We start from the raw sequence: 26,713 nt of genomic DNA, 5'->3' as shown, positions 1-26,713 counted from the left end.
GGGGCAAGGGGCCGCGCGGGGGCAGGGGCCGCGCGGGGCCCGGCGTACGCGGCGTAAGTGGGTCACGGAAGGGGCGCGCCCGGTGCACGCGGCATGGGCGGCCTGAGTGGTCGTTCGCGCCCCGTGGCACGATGCGGTCATGGGTGAGCAACTGCCGTTCGGCAACGAGCTACGGGAAAGGTGGGGCCGGCCGCACCGCTCTGAGCGGCTCGGTAGCAGCCCGCGCTCTCGGGTGTGGCGTGTTGAGTTGGACCGCGGACCGGTGGTGGTCAAGCAGATCGTGGGCGGGGTTGACGTCGAGGAGCGGTACGCACGCGAGGTGACGGCGCTGCGTCTCGCTGGCCGCGTTCAACCGCCGGTGGTACCGGCCGTGTTGGGCACTGACGACCGCAAGCGGGTCATCGTCTTGGAGCACCTGGTCGGCCAACGGCCGCCCCTGGACTGGATCGTCGGCTATGCCCAGGCGCTGGCCCGGCTGCATGCCGCCGGCGGGCCGGACATCACCGAGGTGCTGCCTCGGTGGTCGGGGCCTGGCGAGGCCGACGTCGAGGCGTTCCTCGCGTTGGCCGAGGCGCTGGGGGCCCGGGTGGCACCCGAGGTGGCGGCCGAGCTCCACGCCCTGATCCACCGGCTCGATCAGGCCCCTGGAACCGCACTTCTGCACGGTGACCCCTGCCCCGGCAACGATCTGCACACCGCCGCCGGCGTCACCTTCATCGACCTTGAACAGGCGTCCTGGGGCAGCGGCCTGGTGGAACTCGCCTATCTGCGCATCGGCTTCCCGACCTGCTGGTGCGTCACCACCGCAGCGCATTCGCTGGTGAGCCGGGCGGAGAGCGCGTACGCCACGGTGTGGCGCGCGATGACGGGAACCGAGCTTCACCTTGACCTTGCCGACGCGTGCGCCGGCTGGTTGATCCGAGGTGACGCACTGGTCGAACGGGCACTGCGCGGCACCGCGGATCAGCTGGCCCACCTCATCGACCGGGACTGGGAGTGGGGCACCGTGACGGCCCGGCAGCGGCTCGCGTACCGCCTCGCCGTCGTCGGTCAACTGACGGCCGACCGCGGCGATCTGCGCGGATTGGGCGCGCTGTGCTCGGACCTGCGCCACCGCATGCTCACCCGGTGGCCCACGCTCGCCCAGGTCCCCTCGCAGCGCCCGTACCCATAGGAAGCACGCCACCTGCCCCGAGCGGGCGCCCGCTCGGTCGGCGCGTGGGCGCCTTCGCGTCGGCGCGCTGCCGGCCCGGCCCCCAGGCCGCGGCCGGACCTAACAGCATGCACGGGCCGCGCCCTGGGGCGCGGCCCGTGCGATGGTGCGATCTGCCCGGCTGGGTTCGCCGCGCCGTGCCGTGTCAGATGGTCCGGACTGCCCGGTTCGCACGCTGAGCGTGCCCGGGGTCTTGGGAGCGCGGCCGGACGGGCGGCGGATGCCGCTCAGTGGCGGCGAGAAGGTGCGCCGGAAGGAGTTAGCGGAGCTGGCCAGCGGCGGTCTGGATGGCCGTCGCGAAGTGGCTCACCTGCGTGTAGACGCCGGGCTTACCGGCACGCGCGCAGCCCTCGCCCCAGCTCACGATGCCGACCTGAATCCAGGCACCGGCGTTGTCCTTGCGGAACATCGGACCACCGGAGTCACCCTGGCAGGTGTCCACGCCGCCCTGCCTGACGCCGGCGCAGAGCTCTTCGGCGGCTATCAGACCGCCGTACGAGCCACCGGACGCCTTGCACGTGGCGTCGTCGATGAACGGCACCTTGGCCTTGAGGAGGTAGCGCTGCTGGCTACCGCCCTCGCGGTTGGCGCCCCAACCCGCGATGTCGAAGGTGCCGTTGTCGTACGCCGAGGTCGTGGCGATCTTCAGCGTCGGCAGGTCGATCGGCTTGGCCAGCTTGATCAGGGCCCAGTCCTTGCCCGTGCCGTTGTAGCCGGGTGCCTGGAGCACACGGGTGGACTTGACCTTGATTGCACTGGTGCTTTGCAGGTCAACGTTGCCCGCGGTGGCGGTGATGCTGGTGTTGGGGCCGCTGCCGTCCACACAGTGGGCGGCGGTCAGCACGATGTCCTTGGTGTACAGGGCGCCACCGCAGCCCATCGACAGCCGGACCATGAACGGGAATTCGCCCTGGGTGGCCCGGGTGCCGCCAACGACCTTGGTGCTGGGGCCGGTCGGATCGCTCTGCGCCATCGCGGTGCCGGGGCTCATGCTGATGGCAGCCAGAGCGACGGCGCTTGCCGCAATACATCTCTTCAGGTGCTTGATGAGCTTCAACGGATGTCCTCTCGTGGGCGGTTGACGCACAATTGGCAGAATCATGACAACCAGAATCCGGACGCCGCCGCCTTAGAACATCCATTGAACACAGGCAGCAGACCGCACAACATCCGGACTCAATGGAACAAGACCGTGAAAGTGCCGCTCGAATTATGTGGAGCCTATGGACGCGGTGGCAAGGGCCGCGTTCCGGACAGCGCACACAATTTTCCGGACAGTCTACGAACGTGATGTTCGACTCCACCGAATAGCGGGGCATATTGACCGGTCAGCGAACGCCGAGATCTCCGATAAACGGACACCACGCCGCGCATTGGGTCATCGGGGTCACTCGCGCACCGCCCCGACGTGCACCAACGCGCCGCTACGGGTTCGTGGGAGCAAGCGAGTAAGAGCGGGCTGCGAACGGCGCACGCGCCAGGGCGCCGCAGTCGCGGCAGCGCGCGGGAGATCCAGGAACTCGGGCCGGAAAGGCAGCGCGCGAACAGCGGCGGAGAAAGCTCCCACGAAAAGCGGCGGCGGCGGCCCATCGCCGAACCAGGCCTGCTCGTAAACGGCGCCAAAAGCACCACGGAAGCACTCACGAGCAAAGGTATCGAGGCGTAAGAGGGCATACCAAAGTCGCGTACACGAAATGCGCGTACGCGAAATAGACCGGGCGCAAAGAGGGCATCGCCCAGCCTCAAACGGGCATTGCGAGCACCGCAGGCACGACCCCCGACCACCCATCAGCCACCAGCCACCAGCCACCAGCCACCAGCCACAGCGTGAGCCGCGGCCGAGCGTGCCGTACGAGCGCGGCGCGGGCGCCGGCCCATACGGCCGCTCAGTCGTTCACCTCAGCCGTGCGTCACTCCCACTCGGGGGCGTGGCGCGCTAGAAGAGGCGCGGTAGAGGTTGCGCGGCAGAAGAGGCGCGGTAGAAGAGGCGTACGGGGCCTGCCGGTTGCTCAGCCGCCGAGTTGGCCAGCGGCGGTCTTGATGTCCGCGGCGAAGTGGCTCACCTCGGTGTACACGCCGGGCTTACCGGGCCGGGCGCAGCCCTCGCCCCAGCTCACGATGCCGACCTGGAGCCATTCCCCGGCGTCGTCCTTGCGGAACATCGGGCCACCGGAGTCACCCTGGCAGGTGTCCACGCCACCTGGCTCAAGACCGGCGCACAGTTCCTCGTCCTCCACCAGATTGCCGTACGAGCCGCCCGCTGCCTTGCAGGTGGCGTCGTCGATGAACGGCACCTTGGCCTTCAGCAACTGCTGCTGCTGGCTGCCGCCCTCCTGGTCGGCGCCCCAGCCGGCGATGTCGAACTCGCCGTTGTCGTACGCGTTCGTCTCGGCGATCTTCAAGGTGGGCTGGTCGATCGGCTTGTCCAGCTTGATCAGGGCCCAGTCCTTGCCCGTGCCGTCGTAACCCGGAGCCTGAAGCACCTCGGTGGACGTGGCCTTCTGTGCGGCCGGATCATCGAGGTCCACGACGCCGCCGGTGACCTGGATGTCGGTGTTCGGTCCGCTGCCGTCCACACAGTGCGCGGCGGTCAGCACGATGTCCTGGGCATACAGAGCGCCGCCACAGCCCATCGATAGCCGGACCATGAACGGGAATTCGCCCTGTTCGGCCGGGGTGCCCCCGACGATCTTCGTGCTGGGGCCACTCGGGTCGCCCTGCGCGAAGGCAGTGCCGGGGGTGAGGCTGAAGGCAGCGAGGGTAACGGCACCGACCGCGGCGCCTCTCTTAACGGTCCTCAGGATGGACAACGGTGTTCCTTTCGTGGGGGGTTGACCACGTTCGGCAAGCCCGTACCACAAAGGAATCCGGAGCCCTTCGCCACAGAAAATTGGTGCAGACCAGGCGACGAGCCGTAAAGCGTCCGGACCCCGTGGGGTGAGCCCGCAAAGCGCACTGTGATTATGTGTAAAGAGTGAACCGGGTGACAAGGCCTTCCTACTGGCTAGTTGAGGCCGTACTACCCGCGGTTCGCCCGGTGCCGCTGACGGCATCGGTCCTCGTCCGTAGAGTTGAGCCAGGTCAGCGGTCCAGACGGCGCGGGGGTGGGACGTGGCGGCGACGGGCAGCGAAATCCAGCACGGCTATCCGCACGTGGAGACGGTACGAGCCGCCATCACCGCGCTCTACAAGCGTCTCTCGCACGACACCGTGCGCACCTTCGCCCTGAGCGTGCCGCCCGTCGATGTGGCCTTCCCCGACGATGACGATCTCTACCTCGGGGTGCAGCGCATCGCCCGCGTCATGGTCAGGCATCTGCGGCTCCCCGACGCGCGCATGATCATCAGCTTCCGCGACATGGAGCACGCAGGGAACGTCGAACTCACGGCAGGCCCCGAGTATTTCATCGAGCTCAACGCCCGGTTCAAAAACCACCGCCGCGACATCGGCGCCGCCCTGGCGCACGAGGTGATGCACGTCTATCTGCACCGCCTGGACCTGTCGTTCCCCGGCACCCGGGACAACGAGATCCTCACGGACACCGCAGCCGCCTACCTCGGCGCGGGTTGGCTGCTGCTCGACGCGTACCGGGAGAGTTCGGTCTCCAGCCAAAAGCTCGGCTATCTGACGCCGGAGGAGTTCGGCTACGTACTCGCCAAGCGGGGGCAGGCGTTCGGCGAGGACATCGCGCCGTGGTTCACCAGCCCCCAGGGGTACGACGCGTACGCCAAGGGCCTGGCGCGGGCCCGCCGTGACGAGCGGCAACCGCCGCTGGCCGCCAGCAGCTGGCCCGGCCGCCGCCGTTACGCCAAGGACCGCCGGCACGCCCAGGACCTACTCCGTACCCGGGCCCCGGCCGCTCGCCCCACTGCGAGTGCCGCGCCGGAGGCCGGTTACGCCTTCGATGGGCAGTCTCCGCTCCAGGTTCGTTTCCCCTGCCCGGTCTGCAACCAGCGCATCCGAGTGCCGGTCCGGGGCAGGCTGCGGGCCCGGTGCGGGCTGTGCGGCACGGTGTTGGAGTGCGAGACGTAGCTGCCGCCAGGGGCGGTAGTCCCGGTACGACACGACCCGGCCGTACGACACGACCCGGCCGTACGACACGACCCGGCCGTACGCCGTACGGCACGACCCGGCCGGAACGGCCGAAGCGGCCGAACCGGCCCCGGAGGCAACGGGGCAACGGGGCAACGGGGCAAGGGAAGCAGCCGAGGCGGTACGGCCCGCCCCGGGCGTCGCTCACCCGGGGCCCACCGGCGCCTCGCCTCGTATCTCGCCTCGTACCCAGCCCAAGACCGACTCCATGAACCCATCGAAGTCGTCCCGGTGGATGGAATGCCCCGCCTTCTTCAGCGTGTGTACGGCGAAACCCTGCTCGCTGAGGCGGTCCTTGAGCTCGCCCGATAGCAGGCGGCTGGGGTCGGCCGCCTGCACCAGGGACGGCACGAGGGGCCGCTCCGGAATCCAGTCGATCGCGTTCTCGCCGCTCACCGAGTACGCCGTCGCCGGGTCCCAGGCGGCGATGCCGGCGAGTTCCGCGTCCACGTCGCCCTCATCCCACAGCGGGTTGAAGTACGCGATCACGCTCCGGGTCGCCTCCCGCAGCCTGACGAACATGTCGGCGTCCACGGGGCGTTTCCCACTGCGCAAAGCCCAGGCGGGGTCGCTGTAGATGGCGCGCTGGGGGCGCAACCGGTCCACCGCGAGGGAGAGCGAAAGGCCGCCGAGCGAGTGCCCGATGGCCAGTTCGGCTCCGACCGGCAGGTTCTCCACCAGGTCAGCGGCGAACAGCGGCACGGTGTACTCATCGGCGCGCTCGCTCATACCGTGCCCGCGCAGATCGACCGCGATGACGCGGTATCCGCTGTCGGCCAGCGCCGGGCCGACCCGCCGCCAGGTGCGGTGGTCCGACATCATCCCGTGGATGAGCAGCGCGAGTCGATCGCCCGTGCCCCATTCCCGCGTGTGCAGCCGCATGGTGGTGCTCCTCCCCGTTCGTACGCCCGGCGATGCCGCATCGCACCATCCCCGGTGGCCTCGTCCAGCTCCGCCCGCAGCGGTATATCCCCCGTGCGCGCCACGCCGCTGCCCCATGGGCCTTGCGGCCCAACACAGCACTCCGCCAGCGGCCAAGGTGCGCGATGCAGGGACTGCTGGCCGTATCAACGTACCGGTGCGGGCCTGGTCAGTGCCGCCGACCGGCTGCGCTGCGGGCCGCGTCATCTCAGCGCCACCGCCCGTGAACCGGGCCGTCTACCGCTGTCAAGACATCGTGCCGACGCGTGGCGCCCACCCCGCCCAGGGATGGCCGCCACGCGCCAGCTTCGTCCGATCGGCGGCGGCCCGCAGGGGGGCACCGGCTCAACGCGTCATGTGCGACCCGCCGTTGACGTTGAGCACCTGGCCCGTGATGTGCCGCGCGGCGGGTGAGCACAGAAAAGCGACCGCGCCGGCCACATCGTCGGGCACCCCGGCGCGGCCCACGGCGGTGGCGGCCACGAGCTGCTCCCGGCGCTCCGCGGTCAGCACATCGCGAAAGAACTCGGTGTCGGCGATATAACCGGGCGAGACGACGTTGGCGGTGATGTCCCTGGCCCCGAGCTCCCCCGCAAGGTCGAGGTTCCAGGCGGCCAGGCCCGCCTTGGCCGCCCCGTACGAGCCGGCCCCCTGGTCGGCCGCGATGGAGCCGATGTGCACCACGGCCCCGCCGCCCGCCAGCCGGTCGGCGACGGCGTAAGTGGTCAGCGCCGCACTGACCAAGTTGGCGTCGAGGTTGGCCCGGAACCGGGTGGCATAGGCGGTGAGCGCGGCGGTGGCGTCCAGGCCGTCCGGCTCCTGATCGGCGCCGATGTCCGTGTTCCCGCCCGCGTTGTTGATCAGCACGTCGATACGGCCTGGCAACGCGGCGAGCAGCGCCGCCAGGTGTGAGGGGTCCGTGTGATCGCAGACCAGTGGCTTGGCGCCGGTCTCGTCGGCAGTCGCGGTCAGTGGGGCGAGGCGGCGGCCGGTGAGGAAGACGGTGTCGCCTTGGTGGGCGAAGTGCCGGACGACGGCGCGGCCGATGCCGGTTCCGCCCCCGGTCACCAGGATGGTGCGGGACATAGAGTGACCTCCGAACGTTTCGTTAAGACCTAAATCTAACCTACGTTTAGATCTAAACGTACTCTGCACCGAAGGACAACCATGGCCGCCGCCCGCCGCCCAGCAGCCCGGAAGAACCGAGGGAAGGACACCGCGGCCGACCACGTCACCGATCCGATCACCGCGGCTGACCCGGCCGCTTTGACCGACTCGACCAGCGCCACCGCCCCGACCGCTGACCATCCGGTCGCCGAGATCGCCGCGGCCTGGCAGCGGGAGCGTCCCGGCACCCCGGTGTCCTCGATCGGGATCGTGACGCCGATCTGGCGGCTTGCGAAGCTTCTCGGCGATGACCGGCGGCGGGTGCTCGCCCGGGCCGCGGTCGATGCCGCCACGCTGGATCTGCTGAGCGTGCTGCGTCGCAGCGGCCCGCCGTACACGCTCAGCACCCGCGAGCTCAGCGGGCGTTCCCTGGTCACGGCGGGTGCGATCTCGCAGCGCGTCACCCGCGCCGAACGCGACGGACTGGTGACCCGCCGCCCCGGCGCAGGCCGCCCGCGTACGGTCCTGGTCCACCTCACCGACGCCGGGCACGCACTGGTCGAAGCCACGGTGGATCAGGTACTGACCAGGGAGGCGGACCTGCTGACGGGGCTGTCGGCCGAACAGCAGCGGCAGTTGACGGAGTTGCTGGAGGTCTTGCTGCGCGATGTCCAGCAACGCCTCGGAGACGACCGGATCACCCATGTGGGGCACGACTGATCGGGCCGTAACGCCATCCGGGGTGGGCAAACCCGTACACCCCCGACCCGGCCCCATCGAACCGGGAGCGCGGTCAGCGAACCGTTAGCCCCTTGAGTGCGGCCACCTCACGGGCTCGCCCCGCTAGGTGGCGCACCGCGCGCACGCGGGAGTGGGCGAGCAGATGGTGGCGCAGGGAGGCGAAGTGCTCATCCCCGCGGGCCGTGGACAGCACCAGGTAGTCATCGAGGAACGCCGACCACGTGGCGCAGCCCGCGTCGAGGTGCCCCAGGGCGAACTGACGCTCGGCCAGCATGGCGTGGGCGTGCAATCGGCCTTGCCGCTGCTGTTCCGGCTGGGCGCGTAGCGAGGCTTGGAGCGCGGCGATGGAGCCGGGCAGATCGCCGAACTCGGCGCGTACGTGGGCCACATGGAACTCATACGCGGCCCGGTCGTAGCCGCCGACCGCGTCGCGCCGCGAGTCCGCCTTCGACAGGGCCGACTCCGCCTCCGTGAGCCGAACCGATGCCTGGCGCCGGTCGCCGACCATGGCGGCGCCGTGCGCCTGCTGACCACGGAGGAACGCGACAAGACGGGGCCCGGCTTGCGGTGCCGCCTCGGCGGCCGAGTCCGCGAGTTCGTGCGCCTTCTTCCCGTAACCGAGATGCGACGCTTGCAGGCTCATGCCGCGCAGCGTGCGGCAGTAGGTGAGGTGGTCCCCGGCCGCACGCGCCAGATCCAGAGCCTTGACGTAATACTGCTGGCCAAGGCCCTGGCGGCGCTCGTACATCGCCATCCAGCCGGTGAGATACGTAAGGTCGGAGGCGGCGGACAGCATGTCCTTTCGTACGGCCTCGGTAGCCGATGCCCGCAGGTACGGCGCCACCGTGTTGACCAGGAAGGCCGCCGCCATCGGGCGGGCATGGCCGCCGCCGAGATCGTCCAAGATGTCGGCGATACGGTCCGTCATGGTGCGCACCGTCGCCACTTCGCCCGGGCCGATACGACCCGTGGCCCGGGCTTCGCTCGTGCGGCCCTCGGCTCGGGCCGTGCCGGCGAACTGGGGCGCGGCGAGGGTCGCCGAGTACAGCCCGGCGGCGAGCACGCCGCGACGGGCGGGGTTCATGTCCGCGCCCCGCGGTCGATGAGCTCCCCCACCGCGTCCCGGCTGCCCTTCGCTTCGGGAATGGGCCTTGTGTTCGTCACCGGTACCGCCACTCGTCCTCAACTCCTCGCGCTGGGAAGCGGTTCACCGCGTCACCGTCCGAGCTCCCTCACACGGTACCGCCGGGTAGCCGACCAGTCGCGGTACGCGAGGGAATCGGCCGCTGCCGAGTGCGGAGCAGCCCACGGAAGGCGCCCGTTGCGGCCACGCCCCGGCCTGAAAAAACAAAGGCGGCGCCTGCCATCCGGTCGGGGACGGGCAGACGCCGCGTGTTCCGTACCGCGCTGTACGGGACACCTTCCGGCACAGGCCGGTAGTTCGGGCGGTCGCGGCAGGGCCGGCGACGGGTCGGGCGGTCAGGCGGTCGGGGCTGCGCGGCTGCGCGGCCGTACTCCGACAGGTTACGCGGTCAGCGCGCGGTCCGTGGGGCGGATCGGTGCGGGTAGGGCGCTGGCGCCGGTCAGATAGCTGTCCACCGCGCGGGCGGCGGAGCGGCCTTCGGCGATGGCCCAGACGATGAGCGACTGGCCGCGGCCCGCGTCACCCGCGACGTAGACGCCCTCCACGTTGGTGGCGAAGTCCGCGTCCCTGGCGACGTTGCCGCGCGCGTCTAGCTCAAGACCGAATTGTTCGACGAGGCCGTTGCTCTGGTCGGTGCCGGTGAAGCCCATGGCGAGGGTGACCAGTTCGGCCGGGATCTTACGCTCGGTGCCCGGCTGCTTCTCGAACGTGCCGTCCTTGAATTCGACCTCGACCAGGTGCAGGAACTTCACGTTCCCGTCCTCGTCGCCCTCGAAGTGGGTGGTGTTGACCGAGTAGATCCGCTCGCCGCCCTCCTCGTGGGCCGAGGTGACCTTGTACAGCATGGGGAACGTCGGCCATGGCTGGTGTCCGGGGCGGTCGTCTCCCGGCTGGGGCATGATCTCCAGCTGGGTGACGGACGCGGCGCCTTGGCGGTGTGCGGTGCCCACGCAGTCGGCGCCGGTGTCGCCGCCGCCGATGACCACGACGTGCTTGCCCGCGGCGGTCAGGGGCGGCGCCACGAAGTCGCCTTCTTGCACCTTGTTGGCCAGCGGCAGGTACTCCATCGCGGCGTGGATGCCCTTGAGCTCGCGCCCTGGCACCGGCAGATCGCGCGAGACCGTGGCGCCGGCGGCGATGACCACCGCGTCGTAGCGCCTGCGGAGCTTCGCCGCGTCAATGTCGCGGCCGACCTCCACCTCGGTACGGAACTTGGTGCCCTCCGCGCGCATCTGCTCGATGCGGCGGTTGATGTGCCGCTTTTCCATCTTGAACTCGGGAATGCCGTAGCGCAGCAGTCCGCCGATGCGGTCGGCCCGCTCGTAGACGGCGACCGTGTGGCCGGCGCGGGTGAGCTGCTGGGCGGCGGCGAGCCCGGCCGGGCCCGAGCCGATCACGGCGACGGTCTTGCCGGACAGCCGCTCCGGCGGCTGCGGGGTGACATCGCCCGACTCCCACGCCTTGTCGCTGATGGTGACCTCGACGTTCTTGATGGTCACCGCCGGCTGGTTGATGCCAAGGACGCACGCCGACTCGCACGGCGCGGGGCACAGCCGCCCGGTGAACTCCGGGAAGTTGTTCGTCGCGTGCAGCCGCTCGCTGGCCTCGCTCCAGTCCTCGCGGTAGGCGTAGTCGTTCCACTCGGGGATGAGGTTCCCTAGCGGACAGCCGTTGTGACAAAACGGAATGCCGCAGTCCATGCAGCGGCCCGCCTGCTTGCTGATGATCGGCAGCAGTGAGCCGGGGACGTAGACCTCGTTCCAGTCCTTGACGCGCTCGCCGACGGGACGGGTCGTGGCGACCTCACGGCCGGTGGTCAAAAAGCCCTTGGGGTCAGCCATGCGTCGCCGCCTCCATCATCTTTTCGGTGGTCTCGGACTCAGAGAGTCCAGCTCGCTCGGCGGCGTCCTTGGCGGCGAGCACGGCCTTGTAGGTGTGCGGGAGGACCTTGCTGAAGCGGGTCTTCGCTTGGTCCCAGTCGGCGAGGAGGGTGGCGGCGACCGTGGAGCCGGTCTCCTCCTGATGGCGGCGCACGACGTCGTGCAGCAACTGGGTGTCGGCGTCGTCAACGGGTTCGACCGCCGCGACCAACTCCCGGTTGACCTGGCGCAGATCGAGGTCGATGACGTACGCGACGCCGCCGGACATGCCCGCCGCGAAGTTGCGCCCGGTCTCGCCGAGCACGACGGCCAGGCCGCCGGTCATGTACTCACAGCCGTGGTCACCGACGCCTTCGGACACGACGGTGGCGCCTGAGTTACGCACGCAGAACCGCTCGCCGACCCGGCCGCGCAGGAACATCTCGCCGCCGGTCGCCCCGTAGGCGAGGGTGTTGCCCGCGATGGTGGAGAACTCGGCCAGATGGTCGGCGCCGCGGTCCGGGCGCACGATGATCCGGCCACCGGACAGGCCCTTGCCGACATAGTCGTTGGCGTCGCCCTCAAGCCGCAGGGTGATGCCGCGCGGCACGAAGGCGCCGAAGGACTGGCCGGCGGAGCCGGTGAAGGTGATGTCGATGGTGTCGGCGGGCAGTCCCGCGCCGCCGAACTTCTTCGTCACCTCGTGGCCGAGCATGGTGCCGACGGTGCGGTTGATGTTACGAATCGCGATCTGGGCGCGTACCGGCTGGGCGGACTCGGCATCGGGCGCGGCCAGCGCGTCGGCCGCCAGCTTGATCAGCTCGTTGTCCAGCGCCTTCGCCAGGCCGTGGTCCTGCGCGGCGACCTGGTGCCGTACGGCGCCGTCCGGCAGCGCCGGGACGTGCAGCAGCGGCTCCAGGTCGAGGCCGCTGGCCTTCCAGTGCTCCACGGCCCGCGAGATGTCCAGCAGTTCGGCGTGCCCAACCGCCTCTTCCAGGGTGCGAAAGCCCAGCTCGGCCAGTATTTCGCGGACCTCTTCGGCGATGAACTGGAAGAAGTTGACGATGTATTCGGCCTTGCCGTTGAACCTCTCGCGCAGCACCGGGTTTTGGGTGGCGATGCCGACCGGGCAGGTGTCCAGGTGGCAGACGCGCATCATGACGCAGCCCGAGACCACCAGCGGCGCGGTCGCGAACCCGAACTCCTCGGCGCCGAGCAGCGCCGCGATGATCACGTCACGGCCGGTCTTGAGCTGGCCATCGGTCTGGACGACGATGCGGTCGCGCAACCCGTTGAGCAGCAGCGTCTGCTGAGTCTCGGCGAGGCCGAGCTCCCAGGGTCCGCCCGCGTGCTTGAGGGAGGTCAGCGGGGAGGCGCCGGTGCCACCGTCGTGTCCTGAGATCAGCACGACGTCCGCATGTGCCTTGGAGACGCCGGCCGCGACCGTGCCGACGCCGACCTCGCTGACCAGCTTGACGTGGATACGCGCCAGGGGGTTGGCGTTCTTCAGGTCGTGGATGAGCTGGGCGAGGTCTTCGATGGAGTAGATGTCGTGATGCGGCGGGGGCGAGATGAGGCCGACGCCTGGCGTGGAGTGGCGGGTCTTGGCGACCCACGGGTAGACCTTGTGGCCGGGCAGTTGGCCACCCTCGCCTGGCTTGGCGCCCTGCGCCATCTTGATCTGGATGTCGTCGGCGTTGACCAGGTATTCGCTGGTCACGCCGAACCGGCCGGAGGCGACCTGCTTGATGGACGAGCGCCGCTTCGGGTCGTACAACCGCTCCGGGTCCTCACCGCCCTCACCGGTGTTGGACTTGGCCCCGAGCTGGTTCATGGCGATCGCCAGGGTTTCGTGCGCCTCGCGGGAGATGGAACCGTACGACATGGCGCCGGTCGAGAAGCGCCGCACGATCTCGCTCACCGGCTCGACCTCCTCGATGGGGATCGAGGGATGGTCGCTCTTGAGGCCGAACAGGCCCCGCAGCGTCATCAGCCGCTCGGACTGCTCGTTCACCCGCTCCGTGTACTGCTTGAAGATGTCGTAGCGGCGCGTACGTGTGGAGTGCTGGAGCCGGAAGACGGTGTCCGGGTCGAAGAGGTGCGGCTCGCCCTCGCGGCGCCACTGGTACTCGCCGCCGATGTCCAGGGCACGGTGCGCGGAGGGTACGCCGCTGGCCGGGTACGCCTTGGCGTGTCGGGCGGCGACCTCCTTGGCGATGACGTCGAGCCCAGCCCCGCCGATCTTGGTTGCTGTGCCGTGGAAGTACGTGTCCACGAACCCCTGGTTGAGGCCGACTGCCTCGAAGACCTGGGCACCACGGTAGGAGGCGACGGTGGAGATGCCCATCTTGGACATCACCTTGAGCACGCCCTTGCCGAGCGCCTTGATGAGGTTACGGATCGCGGCCTCGGCCTCGATGCCGGGCAGGAAGGTCCCCGCGCGCACCAGGTCCTCGACCGACTCCATGGCGAGATAGGGGTTGACGGCGGCGGCGCCGTAGCTGATGAGCAGCGCGACGTGGTGCACCTCGCGCACATCACCGGCCTCCACGAGCAGCCCCACCTGGGTGCGCTGCTTGGTGCGGATGAGGTGGTGGTGCACGGCCGAGGTGAGCAGCAGTGAGGGGATGGGGGCGTGCTCGGCGTCGGAGTGCCGGTCCGACAGGACGATCAGCCGGGCGCCATCGGCGATGGCGGAGTCGGCCTCGGCGCAGATTTCGGCGATCCTGGCGGCCAGCGCCTCACCCCCGTCGCCCACCCGGTACAGGCCGGACAGGGTGGCGGCCTTGAGGCCAGGCAGGTCGCCATCGGCGTTGATGTGGATGAGCTTGGCCAGCTCGTCGTTGTCGATCACCGGGAAGGGCAGCGTGACGCTGCGGCAGGAGGCCGCGGTCGGCTCAAGGAGGTTGCCCTGCGGGCCGAGCGAGGAGATCAGCGAGGTGACCAGTTCCTCGCGGATGGCGTCCAGTGGCGGGTTGGTGACCTGCGCGAAGAGCTGGGTGAAGTAGTCGAAGAGCAGCCGGGGCCGGTCGGAGAGCGCGGCGATGGGCGAGTCGGTGCCCATCGAACCGATCGGTTCCGCAGCGGCCTTGGCCATCGGCGCGATGATGAGCCGTAGCTCTTCCTCGGTGTAGCCGAAGGTCTGCTGGCGGCGGGTGACCGAGGCGTGGGTGTGCACGATGTGCTCGCGCTCGGGCAGGTCCTCCAGCTCGATCTCGCCCGCCTCAAGCCACTCCTGGTACGGCTGCTCGGTGGCGAGGGCGCTCTTGATCTCGTCGTCCTCGACGATGCGGTGCTCGGCGGTGTCCACGAGGAACATCCGGCCGGGCTGGAGACGGCCCTTGCGTACGACGCGGGCCGGGTCGATCTCCAGGACGCCGACCTCGGAGGACAGCACGACCAGGCCATCGTCGGTGACCCAGTAACGGCCCGGACGCAGCCCGTTGCGGTCCAGGACGGCGCCGACCTGGGTGCCATCGGTGAAGGTGACACAGGCCGGGCCGTCCCAGGGCTCCATCATCGTGGAGTGGTACTGGTAGAAGGCGCGCCGGGCGGGGCCCATCGATGCGCTGTTTTCCCACGCCTCGGGGATCATCATCAGCACGCTGTGCGGCAGTGACCGGCCGCCCAGGTGGAGCAGTTCGAGCACCTCGTCGAAGGAGGCGGAGTCGGAGGCGTCGGGGGTACAGACGGGGAAGATCCGGTCGATTGCCCCGGCCTCACCGCCCGGCCGGCCCGCACCGTCGAGCAGCTCGCTGGCGAGCTGCGACTCGCGGGCCCGCATCCAGTTGCGGTTGCCCTGGACCGTGTTGATCTCGCCGTTGTGCGCGACGAAGCGGTACGGGTGTGCCAGCGGCCAGGACGGAAAAGTGTTGGTGGAGAACCGGGAGTGCACCAGCGCGATGGCGGTGGCGAACCTGCGGTCGGACAGGTCGGGGAAGAAGGGCTCCAACTGTCCGGTGGTGAGCATGCCCTTGTAGACGAGGGTCCGCGCGGAGAGCGAGGGGAAGTACACCCCGGCCTCCCGCTCGGCGCGCTTGCGCAGCACGAATGCCTTACGGTCCAAGTCGATGCCGCTGCGGGAGCCTTCGGCGTCTTGGACGAAGAGCTGCGAGAAGGCGGGCATGGTGGCCCGGGCCCCGCTGCCGAGCAGGTCGGGGGCGACGGGGACGACTCGCCAGCCAAGGACGGTCAGGCCTTCTTCGACGGCGATGGTCTCGGTCCGGGAGACCGCGGCTGCGGCCTCTTCGCCGGCGCTGGGCAAGAAGGCGATGCCGACCGCGTAGGCGCCGGGCGCCGGCAGCGGAAAGCTGACGCAGTCGCGCAGGAAGGCGTCCGGCACCTGGAGCAAGATGCCCGCGCCGTCGCCCGAGTCGGGGTCGGAGCCGGTGGCGCCGCGGTGTTCGAGGTTACGCAGGACGGTGAGGGCCTGCTCGACCAGCGTGTGGCTGGCTTCGCCGGTGAGCGTCGCGACAAAACCGACGCCGCAGGCGTCGTGCTCGTTACGGGGGTCGTACATCCCCTGTCGGGCAGGTCGCCCCTGCAACGGTGACCAGGCGATGGCGTCGCCGCTGGGCACGGAAGGCACGGGCCGGGGGTGCGCGGAACGCATCGGCTCTCCCGTCGTCGTCGGTGGCAAGTGCTGGTGCCGAGGGACGACGTTGGCCCTCTGCGAATTTCGTGCAGGTTACATGATGGCCCGCTTACCAAGAAGCGGATACTTCATTCCAGCATGCGGACACCGCGAGAGTGCGGTGGCGGGGGTGTGGGGGGCTGAACTGGGCGCGCCTGCACGGTCAGCGAAGCGAGCGACGTTGCCCGCGGCGCCTGGGCCTTATGCCCGCTCGTGAGCGAACCGAAACCGCAAGGTAATATGCATATTATTCAGAGCGCCGTATGAATCGTCATCGGCGGTCACCCTATGGCCGTGCCGAACAGGGTGCCCAGGGCGTACGTCACACCGGCCGCCGCGCCACCGAGCGCCAGTTGTCGCAGCCCGCTGAACCACCACGACCTGGCCGTCACCCGGGCCACTACAGCACCGCACCCAAACAGCCCCACCAGCGAGAGCAGCACCGCGGGCCACAGCACCGACGCGCCCAGGAGGTAGGGCAACACCGGCAGCAGCGCGCCCAGCGCGAAGGCACCGAACGAGGAGACGGCCGCCGTCAGCGGGGACGGCAGATCATCCGGGTCCACCCCCAGTTCCTCGCGGGCATGCACCTCAAGGGCCCGCTCCGGGTCCAGCGAAAGCTGGCGGGCCACCTCACGGGCCAGCTCCGGCTCCACACCCCGCGACTCGTACAGGGCGGCCAGTTCCAATAGCTCGTCCTTGGGGTGCTTACGCAGCTCACGGCGCTCCACCTCCAACTCGGCAAGGACCAGCTCGCGCTGCGAGGCCACTGAGGTGTACTCCCCCGCCGCCATCGAGAACGCCCCGGCCGCGAGCCCGGACAAACCGGTGATGACGATCGTCTGCTGCGACACGGCACCGCCCGCGACACCGGCCATCAGGGCCAGGTTGGAGACCAGGCCGTCCATGGCGCCGAACACTGCGGGCCGCAGCCAGCCGCCGTTGACATCGCGGTGGGTGTGGTTGTCGCGGTGGGCGACGTGGGGCGGTTCCGTGGCGCTGATGACGGACATCGGGTAGAGCTCTCCCTCTTCGGGGCGACGGACGTAGCACCGCCGCCAACGCCTCGAAGGTACGCTCGAATTCCCCGCCTCCGCCAGCAAGGAAGGCCAAACTTACCTCGCTGACCTGCGCAAACAATAGATGGTTGGCTAACCTAACTTCTCGGGGAACTGGGCTGCCCCGCCCACCCCGCACGGCCGCCGGGCCACCCCCCGAGGAGCGCAGACGGCTGGCACAACGGCCGGAGGCCGCAGGACCTCTTCGGTCCTGCGGCCTCCGGCCTTGGCTGTGCGGCGCCTGCCCGGCGCTCAGGTCTTGTTCGACGCCTCGGCGCCCGCGGCCTCGCCGGCCTCGGCCTCACCATCTCGCGGCGTACCGTCGTGCGCCTCGCCATCTCGCGGCGCCTCGCCATCTCGCCCCGACTTTTGGGGCTCGCGCGGCTTCTTCACCGTGGAGACGGAGCCCGCAGACTGCGCCGCCTTCGGCGCATCGTCGTCCGCGCCGTCATCCGCGCCATCGATCGGTCCCTCAACTGGCCCAACGACCGCGGCCGGCTCGACCACCAGCTCTCGGCCCGGGTTACGCCGCGCCGAGAGGACGAAGTAGGCCACGGCCGCCAGGAAGACAACGATCGCGGTCCAGTTGTTCAGCCGCAGGCCCAGCACCTCGTGCGCCTCATCGACGCGCAGGTACTCGATCCAAAACCGGCCCACCGTGTACGCCGCGACGTACAGCGCAAAGACCCGGCCGTGCCCGAGGTTGAACCGCCGGTCCGCCCAGATCACCAGCAGCGCCACGCCCAGGCACCACAGCGACTCGTACAAGAACGTCGGGTGGTAGGTGCCGGCGAGCGTGGCGGTGCCGGGGTCGGCGTCGATCTTCAGCGCCCACGGCACATCGGTCGCCTTGCCGAACAGCTCCTGGTTGAACCAGTTGCCCCAGCGGCCGATCGCCTGCGCGAAGGCGATGCCCGGGGCGAGCGCGTCCGCGTACGCCGGCAGCGGGATGCCTCGGCGGCGGCAGGCGATCCAGGCGCCCACCGCGCCGAGCGCGATGGCGCCCCAGATCCCGAGGCCGCCCTGCCAGATCTTGAAGGCATCGACCCAGTTCTCACCGTCACTGAAGTACAGCTGGTAGTCGGTGATCACGTGGTACAGCCGGCCACCGATCAGGCCGAAGGGCACCGCCCATACGGCGATGTCGGCCACCGTGCCGACCTGGCCACCACGGGCGACCCAGCGCCGCCCGCCGTACCAGACCGCGACGAAGACGCCGATGATGATGCAGAACGCGTAGCCGCGCAGCGGGATCGGACCGAGATCGATCACGCCGGATGAGGGGCTGGGGATATAAGCGAGGTCCATGACAGGGTTGACGCTACCCTGCCGGGCGGGAAGCACGGCAACCCACCCGGCACAACGGCTGCATAACGAGACCGGCGCCCACGCCCGCCCGATGCCAGCGGCTAGCCCTTCTTTCGAGCCGCCTGCGTCACCTCCTTCTTCAGCTTTTCCGGGGTCAGCGGGTCGCTCTGGTCCCCGTAGACGTTGTCTCCGTTGAGCAGCACGGTCGGCGTGGCACTGTGGCCCGAGGTACCGAAGGCCGAGTTGACCTTCTTCACCCAGCTCTCGTGCGTCCCCTTGTTCACACAGGCACGGAAGTCCGGCGTGTCCAGGCCCGGCACCTTTCCGGCTAGGTCGATCAGATACCCCCGGTCCGCGAAGGCGTCGTCCGATTCCTTCGGCTGGTTCTCGAAAAGCATGTCGTGGTACCCGGGGAACTTCCCGGCATCCTGCGCACAGGCCGCCGCGTTGGCCGCACGGAGCGAGCCGGAGCCGCCGAAGTTGCCATCGATGAGGGTCACGAGGTGGTACTCGGTCCTCAGTTGCCCGGCCTCGCGCAATTCGTTGATCGTTTTACGGAAGCCGTTCTCGAAGCCGGCACACCCTGGGCAGCGGAAGTCCTCGTAGACGGTGAGGGTGGACGCCGCGCCTGCCGCGCCTGCCGGGATGGCCACCCGCTTCTTGCCGGCCGCGCCCTTGGGCTCGACCACGGGGCCCCGCGCGTCGCCGGCATCGTCATCGTCCTGGCCGGCGATCAGGGCGCCGATGCCGCCCACCGCGCCGAGCACCACCACGATGACGCCCGCCGCGATCAGGGCGCGCTTCCGCTTTCGCCGCGCCTCGTCCATCGCGCGCTGTTCTTGCAGTCGCTCGCGAGCGCTGCGCTTATCCGTACGGTTGTGACTCACGCCCGTGCACAACGACGCACCGGAGCACGGCTGCGCTCCGGTGCCAGGTATTCGCCCGATCGAGCGATGGTTGCGCAAGGTGGCCACACGGCGGGCGACGGGCTGGCAAGTGCGTCGAGGCCCGGCTCAGGTGGTGGCCTTCCCCGCTCGCACGGCGCGAGCCCGGCCCACAAACGGCCGGCAGACGGCGGTGCCGACAACCGAGGCAGCGGCGGGAGCGGTGACCGCGGCGCCCGGAGCACAGTGCTGGGCGAACCCAGCACCGGCGAAGAACACCGCCACCGACACCGCCGGTGGGAGCGCGAACACACCGCACCCCGGACAGCGGGAGCTGCCCGGGGTGCGGGTGCGGGTCGGCGGCGGTGGCGTACCGCTAGCGGCGTTACGCGCGCTGGCGTACCCCCTTGGCCAGGTCGGCCGCTAGCGTGCGCACGCCGGCCAGGCCCGTTTCCAGGTCGGGCGCGTCCAAAAGTTGCTTGACGAAAGCGGAGCCGACGATCACGCCGTCCGCGAACTGCGCCACCTCGGCGGCCTGTTCGGGGTTGGACACGCCAAGGCCCACGCACACCGGCAGTTCGGTGCTGGCGCGGGTGCGGGTCACCAGGTCCTGGGCCTGGAGACCAACGGACTCGCGGGTTCCCGTGACCCCCATCAGCGACGCCGCGTAGACGAAGCCGCTGCCCGCGGCCGTGATGGTGGCCAATCGCTCGTCGCGGCTGCTCGGTGCGACCACGAACACGGTGGCAAGCCCGTGCTGCTCGGCCGCGTCCCGCCAGACCCTGGACTCCTGTACCGGCAGGTCGGGCAGGATGCACCCGGCGCCGCCGGCCGCGGCGAGATCGGCCGCGAAGCGCTCGACGCCGTACCGGTCCACCGGGTTCCAGTACGTCATGCACAGCACCGGCGCGCCGGTGGCCGCATGCACCTCGCGGACCGTGCGGATCACATCCACGATCTTCAGGCCGCCGCGCAACGCGATGTCGTCGGCGGTTTGGATGATGGGCCCGTCAAGTACCGGGTCGCTGTGTGGCAGCCCGACCTCCACGATGTCGCAACCGCCCTCGACCATCGCGGAGATGGCGCGCACGCCGTCGTCCACGGTGGGGAAACCAGCCGGGAGATAGCCGACAAGCGCGGCCCTGTTCTCGGCTCTGGCCTGGGCGAGTACGCCGTTCAGCAGGGTGATGTTGCCGCTCATTTGGCCCCCTCGTCGTCCGACCCGTCATACAGCCCGAAGTAACGGGCGGCCGTGTCCATGTCCTTGTCCCCACGCCCGGAAAGGTTGACCAGGAGTAGTCCATCGGGGCCCAGCTCGCGACCAAGCTCTAGCGCCCCGGCGAGCGCGTGCGCGCTCTCGATGGCGGGGATGATGCCCTCGGTTTGCGACAGCAGCCGCAGCGACTGCATGGCGGCGTCGTCGGTCGCGGAGCGGTATTCGGCCCGCCCCACGTCCTTGAGGTAGGCGTGCTCGGGGCCCACGCCCGGGTAGTCGAGCCCGGCCGAGATCGAGTACGGCTCGGTGATCTGTCCGTCCTCGTCCTGAAGGACGTACGAACGAGAGCCGTGCAAGATGCCGGGGTCGCCGACGCTCAGCGTGGCAGCGTGCTCGCCGCTGTCGATGCCGTGCCCGGCGGGCTCCACGCCCACCAGTCGGACGCCTTCGTCAGGGATGAAGGCGTGGAAGAGGCCGATCGCGTTGGAGCCGCCGCCGACGCAGGCCACGGCCACGTCGGGCAGTCGCCCGGCCCGCTCCAGGATTTGGCGGCGGGCCTCGACCCCGATCACTCGATGGAAGTCGCGTACCAGTGCCGGGAAGGGATGCGGGCCCGCGACGGTGCCGAACAGGTAGTGGGTGCGGTCCACGTTGGCGACCCAGTCCCGGAACGCCTCGTTGATGGCGTCCTTGAGGGTCCGGCTGCCGGACTTCACGGCGATGACCTCGGCGCCGAGCATCCGCATCCGGGCGACGTTCAGCGCCTGCCGCTCGGTGTCCACCTCGCCCATGTAGATGGTGCATTCGAGGCCGAACAGCGCGCACGCGGTGGCGGTAGCCACGCCATGCTGCCCGGCGCCGGTCTCGGCGATGACCCGGGTCTTGCCCATGCGCTTGGTGAGCAGCGCCTGCCCGAGCACATTGTTGATCTTGTGGGAGCCGGTGTGGTTGAGGTCTTCTCGCTTGAGGAAGACCCGCGCTCCCCCCGCGTGCTCGGCGAACCGAGGCACCTCGGTCAGGGCGCTTGGCCGCCCCGTGTAGTTGACCATCAGCTCGCCGAGTTCGGCGGCGAACTCCGGGTCCGTCTTGGCCTTGTCGTACTCGGCGGCGACCTCATCGACCGCGGCAACCAGCGCCTCGGGGATGAACTTGCCGCCGAACGCGCCGAAGTACCCCTCGACGTTCGGGATCTGACCCTGGGGGTCGGGAATAAAGAAATCGGAAGTCATCCGGTGCACTCCTCAGCCGGGGCCTTGGCCCCGCGGATGTCACGGGCGCACCCAGCCGCGCCGCCGGGTCGGCAGCAGACCGGGATCGTCAAGATCGCGGTGCGCCGCTCGGCGGGTGGCAGAGTACGCCGTAAGGAAAAGACACGGAAAGTCACGATACGAACCGCGAGCGCCGGCGCGGCGGCCCTGTCGAGGGACGCGCCGCAGTCGGGCGCTCGATACACCGAGCCACCACCGCGATCAGCGCACGGCCAGCCCTCGGCACGGCCTACCGGTGCGCCACCCCGGCAGCCGGATGGCTGGCGGAGGGGGCTCGGCATGGCTGCGTACCCGCAGGGGATGGCGGGGCGCGGTGCGGCTCAGCGGCCGGTGGGCGCCCCCGGCCATCGACGGCCGTTGACTTGTCCTGGCTCACAGCCAATGTGGTAGCGCACCCGGCGCCCCCGCACTCGACGAGCGGGCGCCCGGCAGCCGCGGTGCCAGGGAGGCAACGCGCGGCGATCGGGCTCGGCGCAGGCGGCGAACATGGCGGAAAGTCAGCCCCGTCCGTGCCGCAGCGCGGGGTGGGCGCCGGCGGCCACGAGGTCCGCGACGGCGGTCTTCGGGTCGCGGCCGGTGACGAGCGACTCGCCGACGAGCACGGCGTCCGCGCCCTCGTTCGCGTAGGCGATCAGGTCGTGCGGGCCGCGCACGCCGGACTCGGCGATCTTCACGATGTGCGGCGGAATCTCGGGCGCGACCCGGGCGAAGTTGCCCCGGTCCACCTCAAGGGTCTTCAGGTTGCGGGCGTTGATGCCGATGATGCGTGCGCCGGCGGCCACCGCGCGCTCCGCCTCCTCCTCGTCGTGCACCTCCACGAGCGGGGTGAGCCCGATCGACACGGCGCGCTCGATCAGCGAGACCAGCGCCTCCTGGTCGAGGGCCGCAACGATCAGCAAGATGACGTCGGCACCGTACGCACGGGCCTCCCACAACTGGTAGGAGGTGACGATGAAGTCCTTGCGCAGCACGGGGATGTCCACCCGGGCGCGCACGGCCTCCAGGTCGGCGAGCGAGCCGCCGAAGCGACGCTGCTCGGTCAACACGCTGATGAGCGCCGCGCCGCCCGCCTCGTAGTCGGCGGCGAGCCCGGCCGGGTCCGCGATGGCGGCCAGCGCGCCCTTGGACGGGCTGGAGCGCTTGACCTCGCAGATCACCTTGACGCTGTCGCCCTTGAGCGCGGCCACACCGTCCTTGGCCTGCGGTGCCTTGGCGGCGCGCTCCTTGAGCTCGTCGAGGCTGACCTGAGCCTGCCGTTCGGCGAGGTCGGCACGGACTCCGTCGATGATCTCGTCGAGCACACTCACGGAGCGGCCCCCTTCCGATGGAGCTTGGTGGTCGGCGCCGGTGCGGCGGATGACCGCATCACCAGGCACTGGCGATGGTAACCGCCGCGGGACTGAGGGCGCGCATCCGGTTGACGACAACGCCATCATCTGGACGCCCCGGCAGGTGACGGACAGGCATCAAGGGGCCAGCGCAGTCCCGTATGGCAGGTTGCGGACGAGTGTGAACATCAGCACCAACAGGCCCAGGGACCACCAGGCGCGACGCATCCGCTGAGGGCGTACGGGGCGCGTGGCAAACGCCGGGCGCGCAGTGCGTGCGAGATGTGGCAGGCGTGCGCACCGGGCGCACCAAACCGTCCACGCGACGGCGCAGGCGACGTACCCGGCGACCGCCAGCGCATTGGCGCCCAGCGCCGCGGCAAGGTCGCCGTGGGCCAGGCAGTACGCGCCGCGCAGCCCGCCGCAGCCGGGGCAGAGCAGACCGGTGTGTTGGAGCATCGGGCAGGCGGGGTAGTGCCCCGGCTCGTGGGGATCGACAGCGGCCACACTCGCGAAGGCGGCCACGGCGCCTACGAGTACACCGATCGGGGCTGCCAGGCGGCGCGGGAGTGAGACGACGCGGGAGTGGCTGGGCCGGAGCTGGTCGGACACGGTTCGAGTGTCCGCCCGATCGGGCCCGCGCGCAGCTCAGGGGGCGCGGCAGGGGCCGTTCCGGGCGGCGAGTGACGGGGGCGGAGGCCCGTACGGAACCGCCGACACCCGGGGGGCCGTGCAGGGCGTACGAGAGGGAAGTCGCACGGGGGGCGCCCGGGGGTGGGGGCAGGGGGCGGGGGCCCGGGGGTGGGGCCCCCAGGCCCGGCCGACTACGGGCGTCGGTTACGGCTGCGGGCTGTGCTGCACCACGTGCGGTCGCCGCTTGGGCTGGCCCATTCCGGCCGCGCGCATGGCCATGCCCACGACGCCGCCGACCACCACCACACCGAGCCCCGCCCAGAAGCCCACCGGGTTGGCCAGCACGGTGAACGCACCGGAAATGCAGAAGCCGATGAAGGCGATGATGACGCCGGTCCAGGCGGCCGGGGTGTGTCCGTGACTGGTACCCGACATGAGTTCTCCTCGTTCGCTGTGTCGCTCCCCCCACCACGCCAGACGGCCGGACACCGGCTGGGCGCAGTTCGCGGGGAGTTGCCCTCAGATTCGGGGCATGGGGCTGCGTTGGACCATTGTCCCTGACGTGCTGAGGTGAGATCAGCCTGGGGTGGGCCGAGTGGGAGGCCCACGGGCCGGCAGTGGCTTTCGGGGCGGGCGGCTCGGGGCGGGCGGCTCGGGGCGGGCGCGCCAGGGTAAGCGTGCGCGGGCGGGGGTGAGCGTTCAGCCCCCGGCTCAGCCCACGCGGCCGGTCGGGTCCTCGCCTCGGTCCAGGGCCTTCCACAGCTCCTCGGGCCGATCGGGGTCGGGCGCCGGGCGGGAGCGGCGCGGGCGGGGCCGGTCCGTGTCGCCACCGGCGCGCTCGTACCGCCCCGACATGGCGGGCCAGGCCCGGCCGTAGCCCAGCGCCAGCACCCCGGCGAGGAAGATCAGCACGCCGCCGGTGAACGCCACCCAGGGCCAGGGGGTGTGGCTGACGCCGTGGATGGCGGTGTCGGCGATGCCTGTGGTCTCGGCGGCCTTGGCCTCCAGGGCGGAGGTGTCGTCCAGCGCGAGCAGCGAGCCAACGGCGATGCCGGCCCCGCACAGGGCGAGGACGCCGGCGACCGCGTACCGGCCAAGGCCACGCGCGGCGAACACCGCGATCAGTGCGGCAAGGCCGACGATGGCCAGCGCCCCGGGCAGACCGGTGATGTCCTGGCCATCGACCGCGCGCCGCAGGTCTCCTTGGGCGAAGACCGCGTTGCCCTCGGCCCAGGTGCGGCCCGAGGCGAGCAGAACGAGGGCCGCGCCGAGCGCGGCGAACAGCAGCGCGGCGGCAAGGCTGAGCTTGGTGCGCTTGCCCGCCGCGCTGCCGCTTTTGGCGCGTGCGGCGGCCTCGGCTTGGTTACGGGGCTGGGGAACAGCGGCTGTACTCACGCCTACCACTATCCCTCACCCGATGGTGCGGCAGGTTGCGCGGGGCCCCTGCCCGCAGCACAGGCCCACCAAGAGCGGCCCCTGCCAGCAGCGAGAAGGCCGGCTCTTCCCCGTACGCGAGACCCGACCCGCCCGCCCCACACCACATGACCTTGCCGAGGGCTATCCCCGCTGGAGTCGGTTGGCCGTGGCGACGGCCCGCAGTACCGCCGCCGCCTTGTTGCGGCATTCGGTGTTCTCCGCAGCCGGGTCCGAGTCGGCGACGACGCCCGCGCCCGCCTGCACGTAGGCCGTTCCGTCCCGGAGCAGGGCGGTGCGGATCGCGATCGCCGTGTCCGAGTCGCCTGCGAAGTCGAGGTAACCGACGCAGCCGCCGTACAGACCGCGCCGGGTGGGCTCCAGCTCCTCGATGATCTGCATGGCGCGCGGCTTGGGCGCGCCGGAGAGCGTGCCGGCCGGGAAGCAGGCGGTGAGTACGTCGAAGGCGGTACGTCCGGGCGCGAGGTTGCCGGTGACCGTGGAGACGATGTGCATGACGTGGCTGTAGCGCTCGACGGACATGAAGTCCACGACCTCCACGCTGCCCGGCTCGCACACCCGGCCGAGGTCGTTGCGCCCCAGGTCAACGAGCATCAGATGCTCGGCCCGCTCCTTGGGGTCGGCCAGGAGTTCATCCGCGAGGGCGGCATCCTCCTGCGGGGTGGCGCCGCGCGGCCGGGTCCCGGCGATCGGGTGCAGCATGGCGTACCCGTCCTCGACCTTGACCAGTGCCTCCGGGCTGGAGCCGACCACGTCGAAGGCGCCGGTGGCGGTGCCATCGGCGCCCGGGAAGCGGAACAGGTACATGTAGGGGCTCGGGTTGGTGGCCCGCAGGACCCGGTACACGTCCAGGGCACTGGCCTCGCAGGGCGTCTCGAACCGCTGCGAGGGCACGACCTGGAACGCCTCGCCCGCGTGGATGCGCTCCTTGATGTCCCGTACGACGTCCATGTACGCCTCGCCGCCCCACAGCGCGGTGAACTCGGGTAGTTCGGCGGGCGGCAGCACGGCGGGGCTGGTGGGCATGGGTCGGGCGAGGTCGGCGGTCATCGCGTCGAGCCGGGCGACGGCGTCGTCGTACGCCTCGTCGATGCCAGTGTCGAGGTCGTTGTGGTTGATCGCGTTGGCGATCAACAGCACCGTGCCGTCCCAGTGGTCGAGCACGGCGAGGTCCGAGGTGAGCAACATCGTCAGTTCGGGCAGCTGCAGATCGTCCCGGCCGCTGTCGCCGATCTTCTCCAGCCGGCGCACGATGTCGTAGCCGAGGTAGCCGACCATGCCGCCGGTGAACGGCGGCAACTGGATGAGGCCACCTAGGTCGCGGGGAGTGTGCAGGGCCTCGACGGTGGCGCGCAGCGTCTCCAGCGGATCGCCGTCCGTCGGCACGCCGACCGGCGGGGTGCCGAGCCAGTGGGTGCGGCCGTCGCGCTCGGTGAGGGTGGCGGCGCTGCGCACGCCGATGAAGGAGTAACGGGACCAGGAACGGCCGTTCTCCGCCGATTCGAGGAGGAAGGTGCCCGGCCGCCCGACCCAGTGCGGCCCGCCGCTCTCACCCTGGCCCGAGGTCTCGTCGTGGCCGGTGGCGCTGCCTTGGCGCGCGGCACCGTCTTGGCCAGCGGCACCGTAGCGGCGCACAGCGCTGGCTGGACTGTTTGGGCTGTCGGCGGGGGAACCCGCCAGCTTGCGGTACAGGCCGACCGGTGTGTCCCCATCCGCGAGCAGCCTGCGGCTGACGGGGATGACGCGGCGGTCTGCCGCCAGCTTCCGGAAGGTCTCGCGGTCCATGGTGCCCGTCGCGTCCGTCATACCCGCATCGCCCGTCGTGTCGTGCGCATCGCCTGCGTCCTGGTGGCCCCGGGGGCCTGGTCTTCGAA

Annotated in this window: 21 protein-coding genes and 1 pseudogene; 4 read left to right on the top strand and 18 right to left on the bottom strand. The window is 70.4% G+C overall.

The genetic code is table 11. From position 1 onward, the window contains the following. Nucleotides 1-139 precede the first annotated feature (139 nt). On the top strand, nucleotides 140-1,174 hold the full coding sequence (locus FHS42_RS02745; protein ID WP_184568835.1) for an aminoglycoside phosphotransferase family protein: 1,035 nt from the start codon (nucleotides 140-142) through the stop codon (nucleotides 1,172-1,174). Nucleotides 1,175-1,472: 298 nt separating this feature from the next. Here the strand turns inward: FHS42_RS02745 and FHS42_RS02740 are convergent, their stop codons facing one another. Further along, nucleotides 1,473-2,315, bottom strand: a complete 843-nt coding sequence (locus tag FHS42_RS02740) for a S1 family peptidase (protein ID WP_184568834.1) — start codon at nucleotides 2,313-2,315, stop codon at nucleotides 1,473-1,475. Nucleotides 2,316-3,222: 907 nt separating this feature from the next. Further along, nucleotides 3,223-4,023, bottom strand: a complete 801-nt coding sequence (locus tag FHS42_RS02735) for a S1 family peptidase (RefSeq protein ID WP_246494112.1) — start codon at nucleotides 4,021-4,023, stop codon at nucleotides 3,223-3,225. A gap of 301 nt (nucleotides 4,024-4,324) precedes the next feature. On the opposite strand from FHS42_RS02735, the gene FHS42_RS02730 reads away from it, so the two are divergent. Then, nucleotides 4,325-5,245, top strand: coding sequence for a hypothetical protein (locus FHS42_RS02730; protein WP_184568832.1), 921 nt, complete (start codon nucleotides 4,325-4,327; stop codon nucleotides 5,243-5,245). A 204-nt stretch (nucleotides 5,246-5,449) separates the two neighbouring features. Here the strand turns inward: FHS42_RS02730 and FHS42_RS02725 are convergent, their stop codons facing one another. Continuing rightward, entirely contained in the window at nucleotides 5,450-6,187 is a 738-nt protein-coding gene (locus tag FHS42_RS02725) for an alpha/beta fold hydrolase (protein ID WP_184568831.1), read from the bottom strand. A gap of 384 nt (nucleotides 6,188-6,571) precedes the next feature. Continuing rightward, on the bottom strand, nucleotides 6,572-7,312 hold the full coding sequence (locus FHS42_RS02720) for an SDR family NAD(P)-dependent oxidoreductase (protein WP_184568830.1): 741 nt from the start codon (nucleotides 7,310-7,312) through the stop codon (nucleotides 6,572-6,574). 180 nt (nucleotides 7,313-7,492) lie between these two features. On the opposite strand from FHS42_RS02720, the gene FHS42_RS02715 reads away from it, so the two are divergent. Then, the gene (locus FHS42_RS02715; protein WP_376772521.1) at nucleotides 7,493-8,053 is read left to right on the top strand and encodes a MarR family winged helix-turn-helix transcriptional regulator; all 561 of its coding nucleotides are present in this window, start codon (nucleotides 7,493-7,495) and stop codon (nucleotides 8,051-8,053) included. A gap of 73 nt (nucleotides 8,054-8,126) precedes the next feature. Here FHS42_RS02715 and FHS42_RS02710 read toward each other — a convergent pair. The 6 genes and pseudogenes from FHS42_RS02710 to FHS42_RS02685 form a co-directional block, all read right to left on the bottom strand. After that, a pseudogene (locus tag FHS42_RS02710) lies at nucleotides 8,127-9,253 on the bottom strand (NsdA family TPR-like regulatory protein); the annotation flags it as partial. A gap of 345 nt (nucleotides 9,254-9,598) precedes the next feature. Beyond that, nucleotides 9,599-11,059 carry a glutamate synthase subunit beta gene (locus FHS42_RS02705; protein ID WP_184568828.1) on the bottom strand — a complete coding sequence of 487 codons (1,461 nt, stop codon included), beginning with the start codon at nucleotides 11,057-11,059 and terminating at the stop codon, nucleotides 9,599-9,601. Beyond that, complete coding sequence (gltB, locus tag FHS42_RS02700) at nucleotides 11,052-15,596, bottom strand: glutamate synthase large subunit (protein ID WP_246494166.1); 4,545 nt, start codon at nucleotides 15,594-15,596, stop codon at nucleotides 11,052-11,054. Before gltB ends, FHS42_RS02705 begins: the two co-directional genes overlap by 8 nt. 395 nt (nucleotides 15,597-15,991) lie before the next feature. Further along, complete coding sequence (locus tag FHS42_RS02695; protein ID WP_184568826.1) at nucleotides 15,992-16,723, bottom strand: VIT1/CCC1 transporter family protein; 732 nt, start codon at nucleotides 16,721-16,723, stop codon at nucleotides 15,992-15,994. Between the two features lie 297 nt (nucleotides 16,724-17,020). Continuing rightward, complete coding sequence (gene lgt / locus FHS42_RS02690; protein WP_184568825.1) at nucleotides 17,021-18,076, bottom strand: prolipoprotein diacylglyceryl transferase; 1,056 nt, start codon at nucleotides 18,074-18,076, stop codon at nucleotides 17,021-17,023. Nucleotides 18,077-18,177: 101 nt separating this feature from the next. Further along, on the bottom strand, nucleotides 18,178-18,963 hold the full coding sequence (locus tag FHS42_RS02685; RefSeq protein WP_312866674.1) for a DsbA family protein: 786 nt from the start codon (nucleotides 18,961-18,963) through the stop codon (nucleotides 18,178-18,180). A 4-nt stretch (nucleotides 18,964-18,967) separates the two neighbouring features. Between FHS42_RS02685 and FHS42_RS02680 the strand changes: the two genes are divergently transcribed. Further along, nucleotides 18,968-19,387 (top strand): hypothetical protein, encoded by a 420-nt coding sequence (locus tag FHS42_RS02680; RefSeq protein ID WP_184568824.1) that lies wholly within the window; start codon nucleotides 18,968-18,970, stop codon nucleotides 19,385-19,387. Here FHS42_RS02680 and trpA read toward each other — a convergent pair. The 8 genes from trpA to FHS42_RS02645 form a co-directional block, all read right to left on the bottom strand. Further along, nucleotides 19,346-20,161, bottom strand: a complete 816-nt coding sequence (gene trpA / locus FHS42_RS02675; protein ID WP_184568823.1) for a tryptophan synthase subunit alpha — start codon at nucleotides 20,159-20,161, stop codon at nucleotides 19,346-19,348. The genes FHS42_RS02680 and trpA overlap by 42 nt on opposite strands. Beyond that, nucleotides 20,158-21,405 carry a tryptophan synthase subunit beta gene (trpB, locus tag FHS42_RS02670; protein ID WP_184568822.1) on the bottom strand — a complete coding sequence of 416 codons (1,248 nt, stop codon included), beginning with the start codon at nucleotides 21,403-21,405 and terminating at the stop codon, nucleotides 20,158-20,160. Before trpB ends, trpA begins: the two co-directional genes overlap by 4 nt. Before the next feature lie 359 nt (nucleotides 21,406-21,764). Further along, the gene (gene trpM, locus FHS42_RS38965; RefSeq protein ID WP_376772505.1) at nucleotides 21,765-21,932 is read right to left on the bottom strand and encodes a tryptophan biosynthesis modulator TrpM; all 168 of its coding nucleotides are present in this window, start codon (nucleotides 21,930-21,932) and stop codon (nucleotides 21,765-21,767) included. A gap of 9 nt (nucleotides 21,933-21,941) precedes the next feature. Then, nucleotides 21,942-22,751 carry an indole-3-glycerol phosphate synthase TrpC gene (trpC, locus tag FHS42_RS02665; protein WP_184568821.1) on the bottom strand — a complete coding sequence of 270 codons (810 nt, stop codon included), beginning with the start codon at nucleotides 22,749-22,751 and terminating at the stop codon, nucleotides 21,942-21,944. Between the two features lie 159 nt (nucleotides 22,752-22,910). Beyond that, nucleotides 22,911-23,384: a DUF2752 domain-containing protein gene (locus tag FHS42_RS02660; RefSeq protein WP_184568820.1), complete on the bottom strand. Its 474-nt coding sequence runs from the start codon at nucleotides 23,382-23,384 to the stop codon at nucleotides 22,911-22,913. Nucleotides 23,385-23,609: 225 nt separating this feature from the next. Further along, complete coding sequence (locus FHS42_RS02655) at nucleotides 23,610-23,840, bottom strand: HGxxPAAW family protein (protein ID WP_184568819.1); 231 nt, start codon at nucleotides 23,838-23,840, stop codon at nucleotides 23,610-23,612. A gap of 276 nt (nucleotides 23,841-24,116) precedes the next feature. Next, nucleotides 24,117-24,800, bottom strand: a complete 684-nt coding sequence (locus FHS42_RS02650; protein WP_376772504.1) for a TIGR02234 family membrane protein — start codon at nucleotides 24,798-24,800, stop codon at nucleotides 24,117-24,119. A 162-nt stretch (nucleotides 24,801-24,962) separates the two neighbouring features. Then, on the bottom strand, nucleotides 24,963-26,624 hold the full coding sequence (locus tag FHS42_RS02645; RefSeq protein WP_376772520.1) for an anthranilate synthase component I: 1,662 nt from the start codon (nucleotides 26,622-26,624) through the stop codon (nucleotides 24,963-24,965). Nucleotides 26,625-26,713 lie beyond the last annotated feature (89 nt).

Origin of the sequence: Streptomyces zagrosensis (assembly GCF_014203645.1) — a bacterium.
In the GTDB taxonomy this organism is placed as follows: domain Bacteria; phylum Actinomycetota; class Actinomycetes; order Streptomycetales; family Streptomycetaceae; genus Streptomyces; species Streptomyces zagrosensis.
Note: the sequence above shows the minus strand (reverse complement) of the source record. Positions and strands in the feature narration are given on the sequence as shown.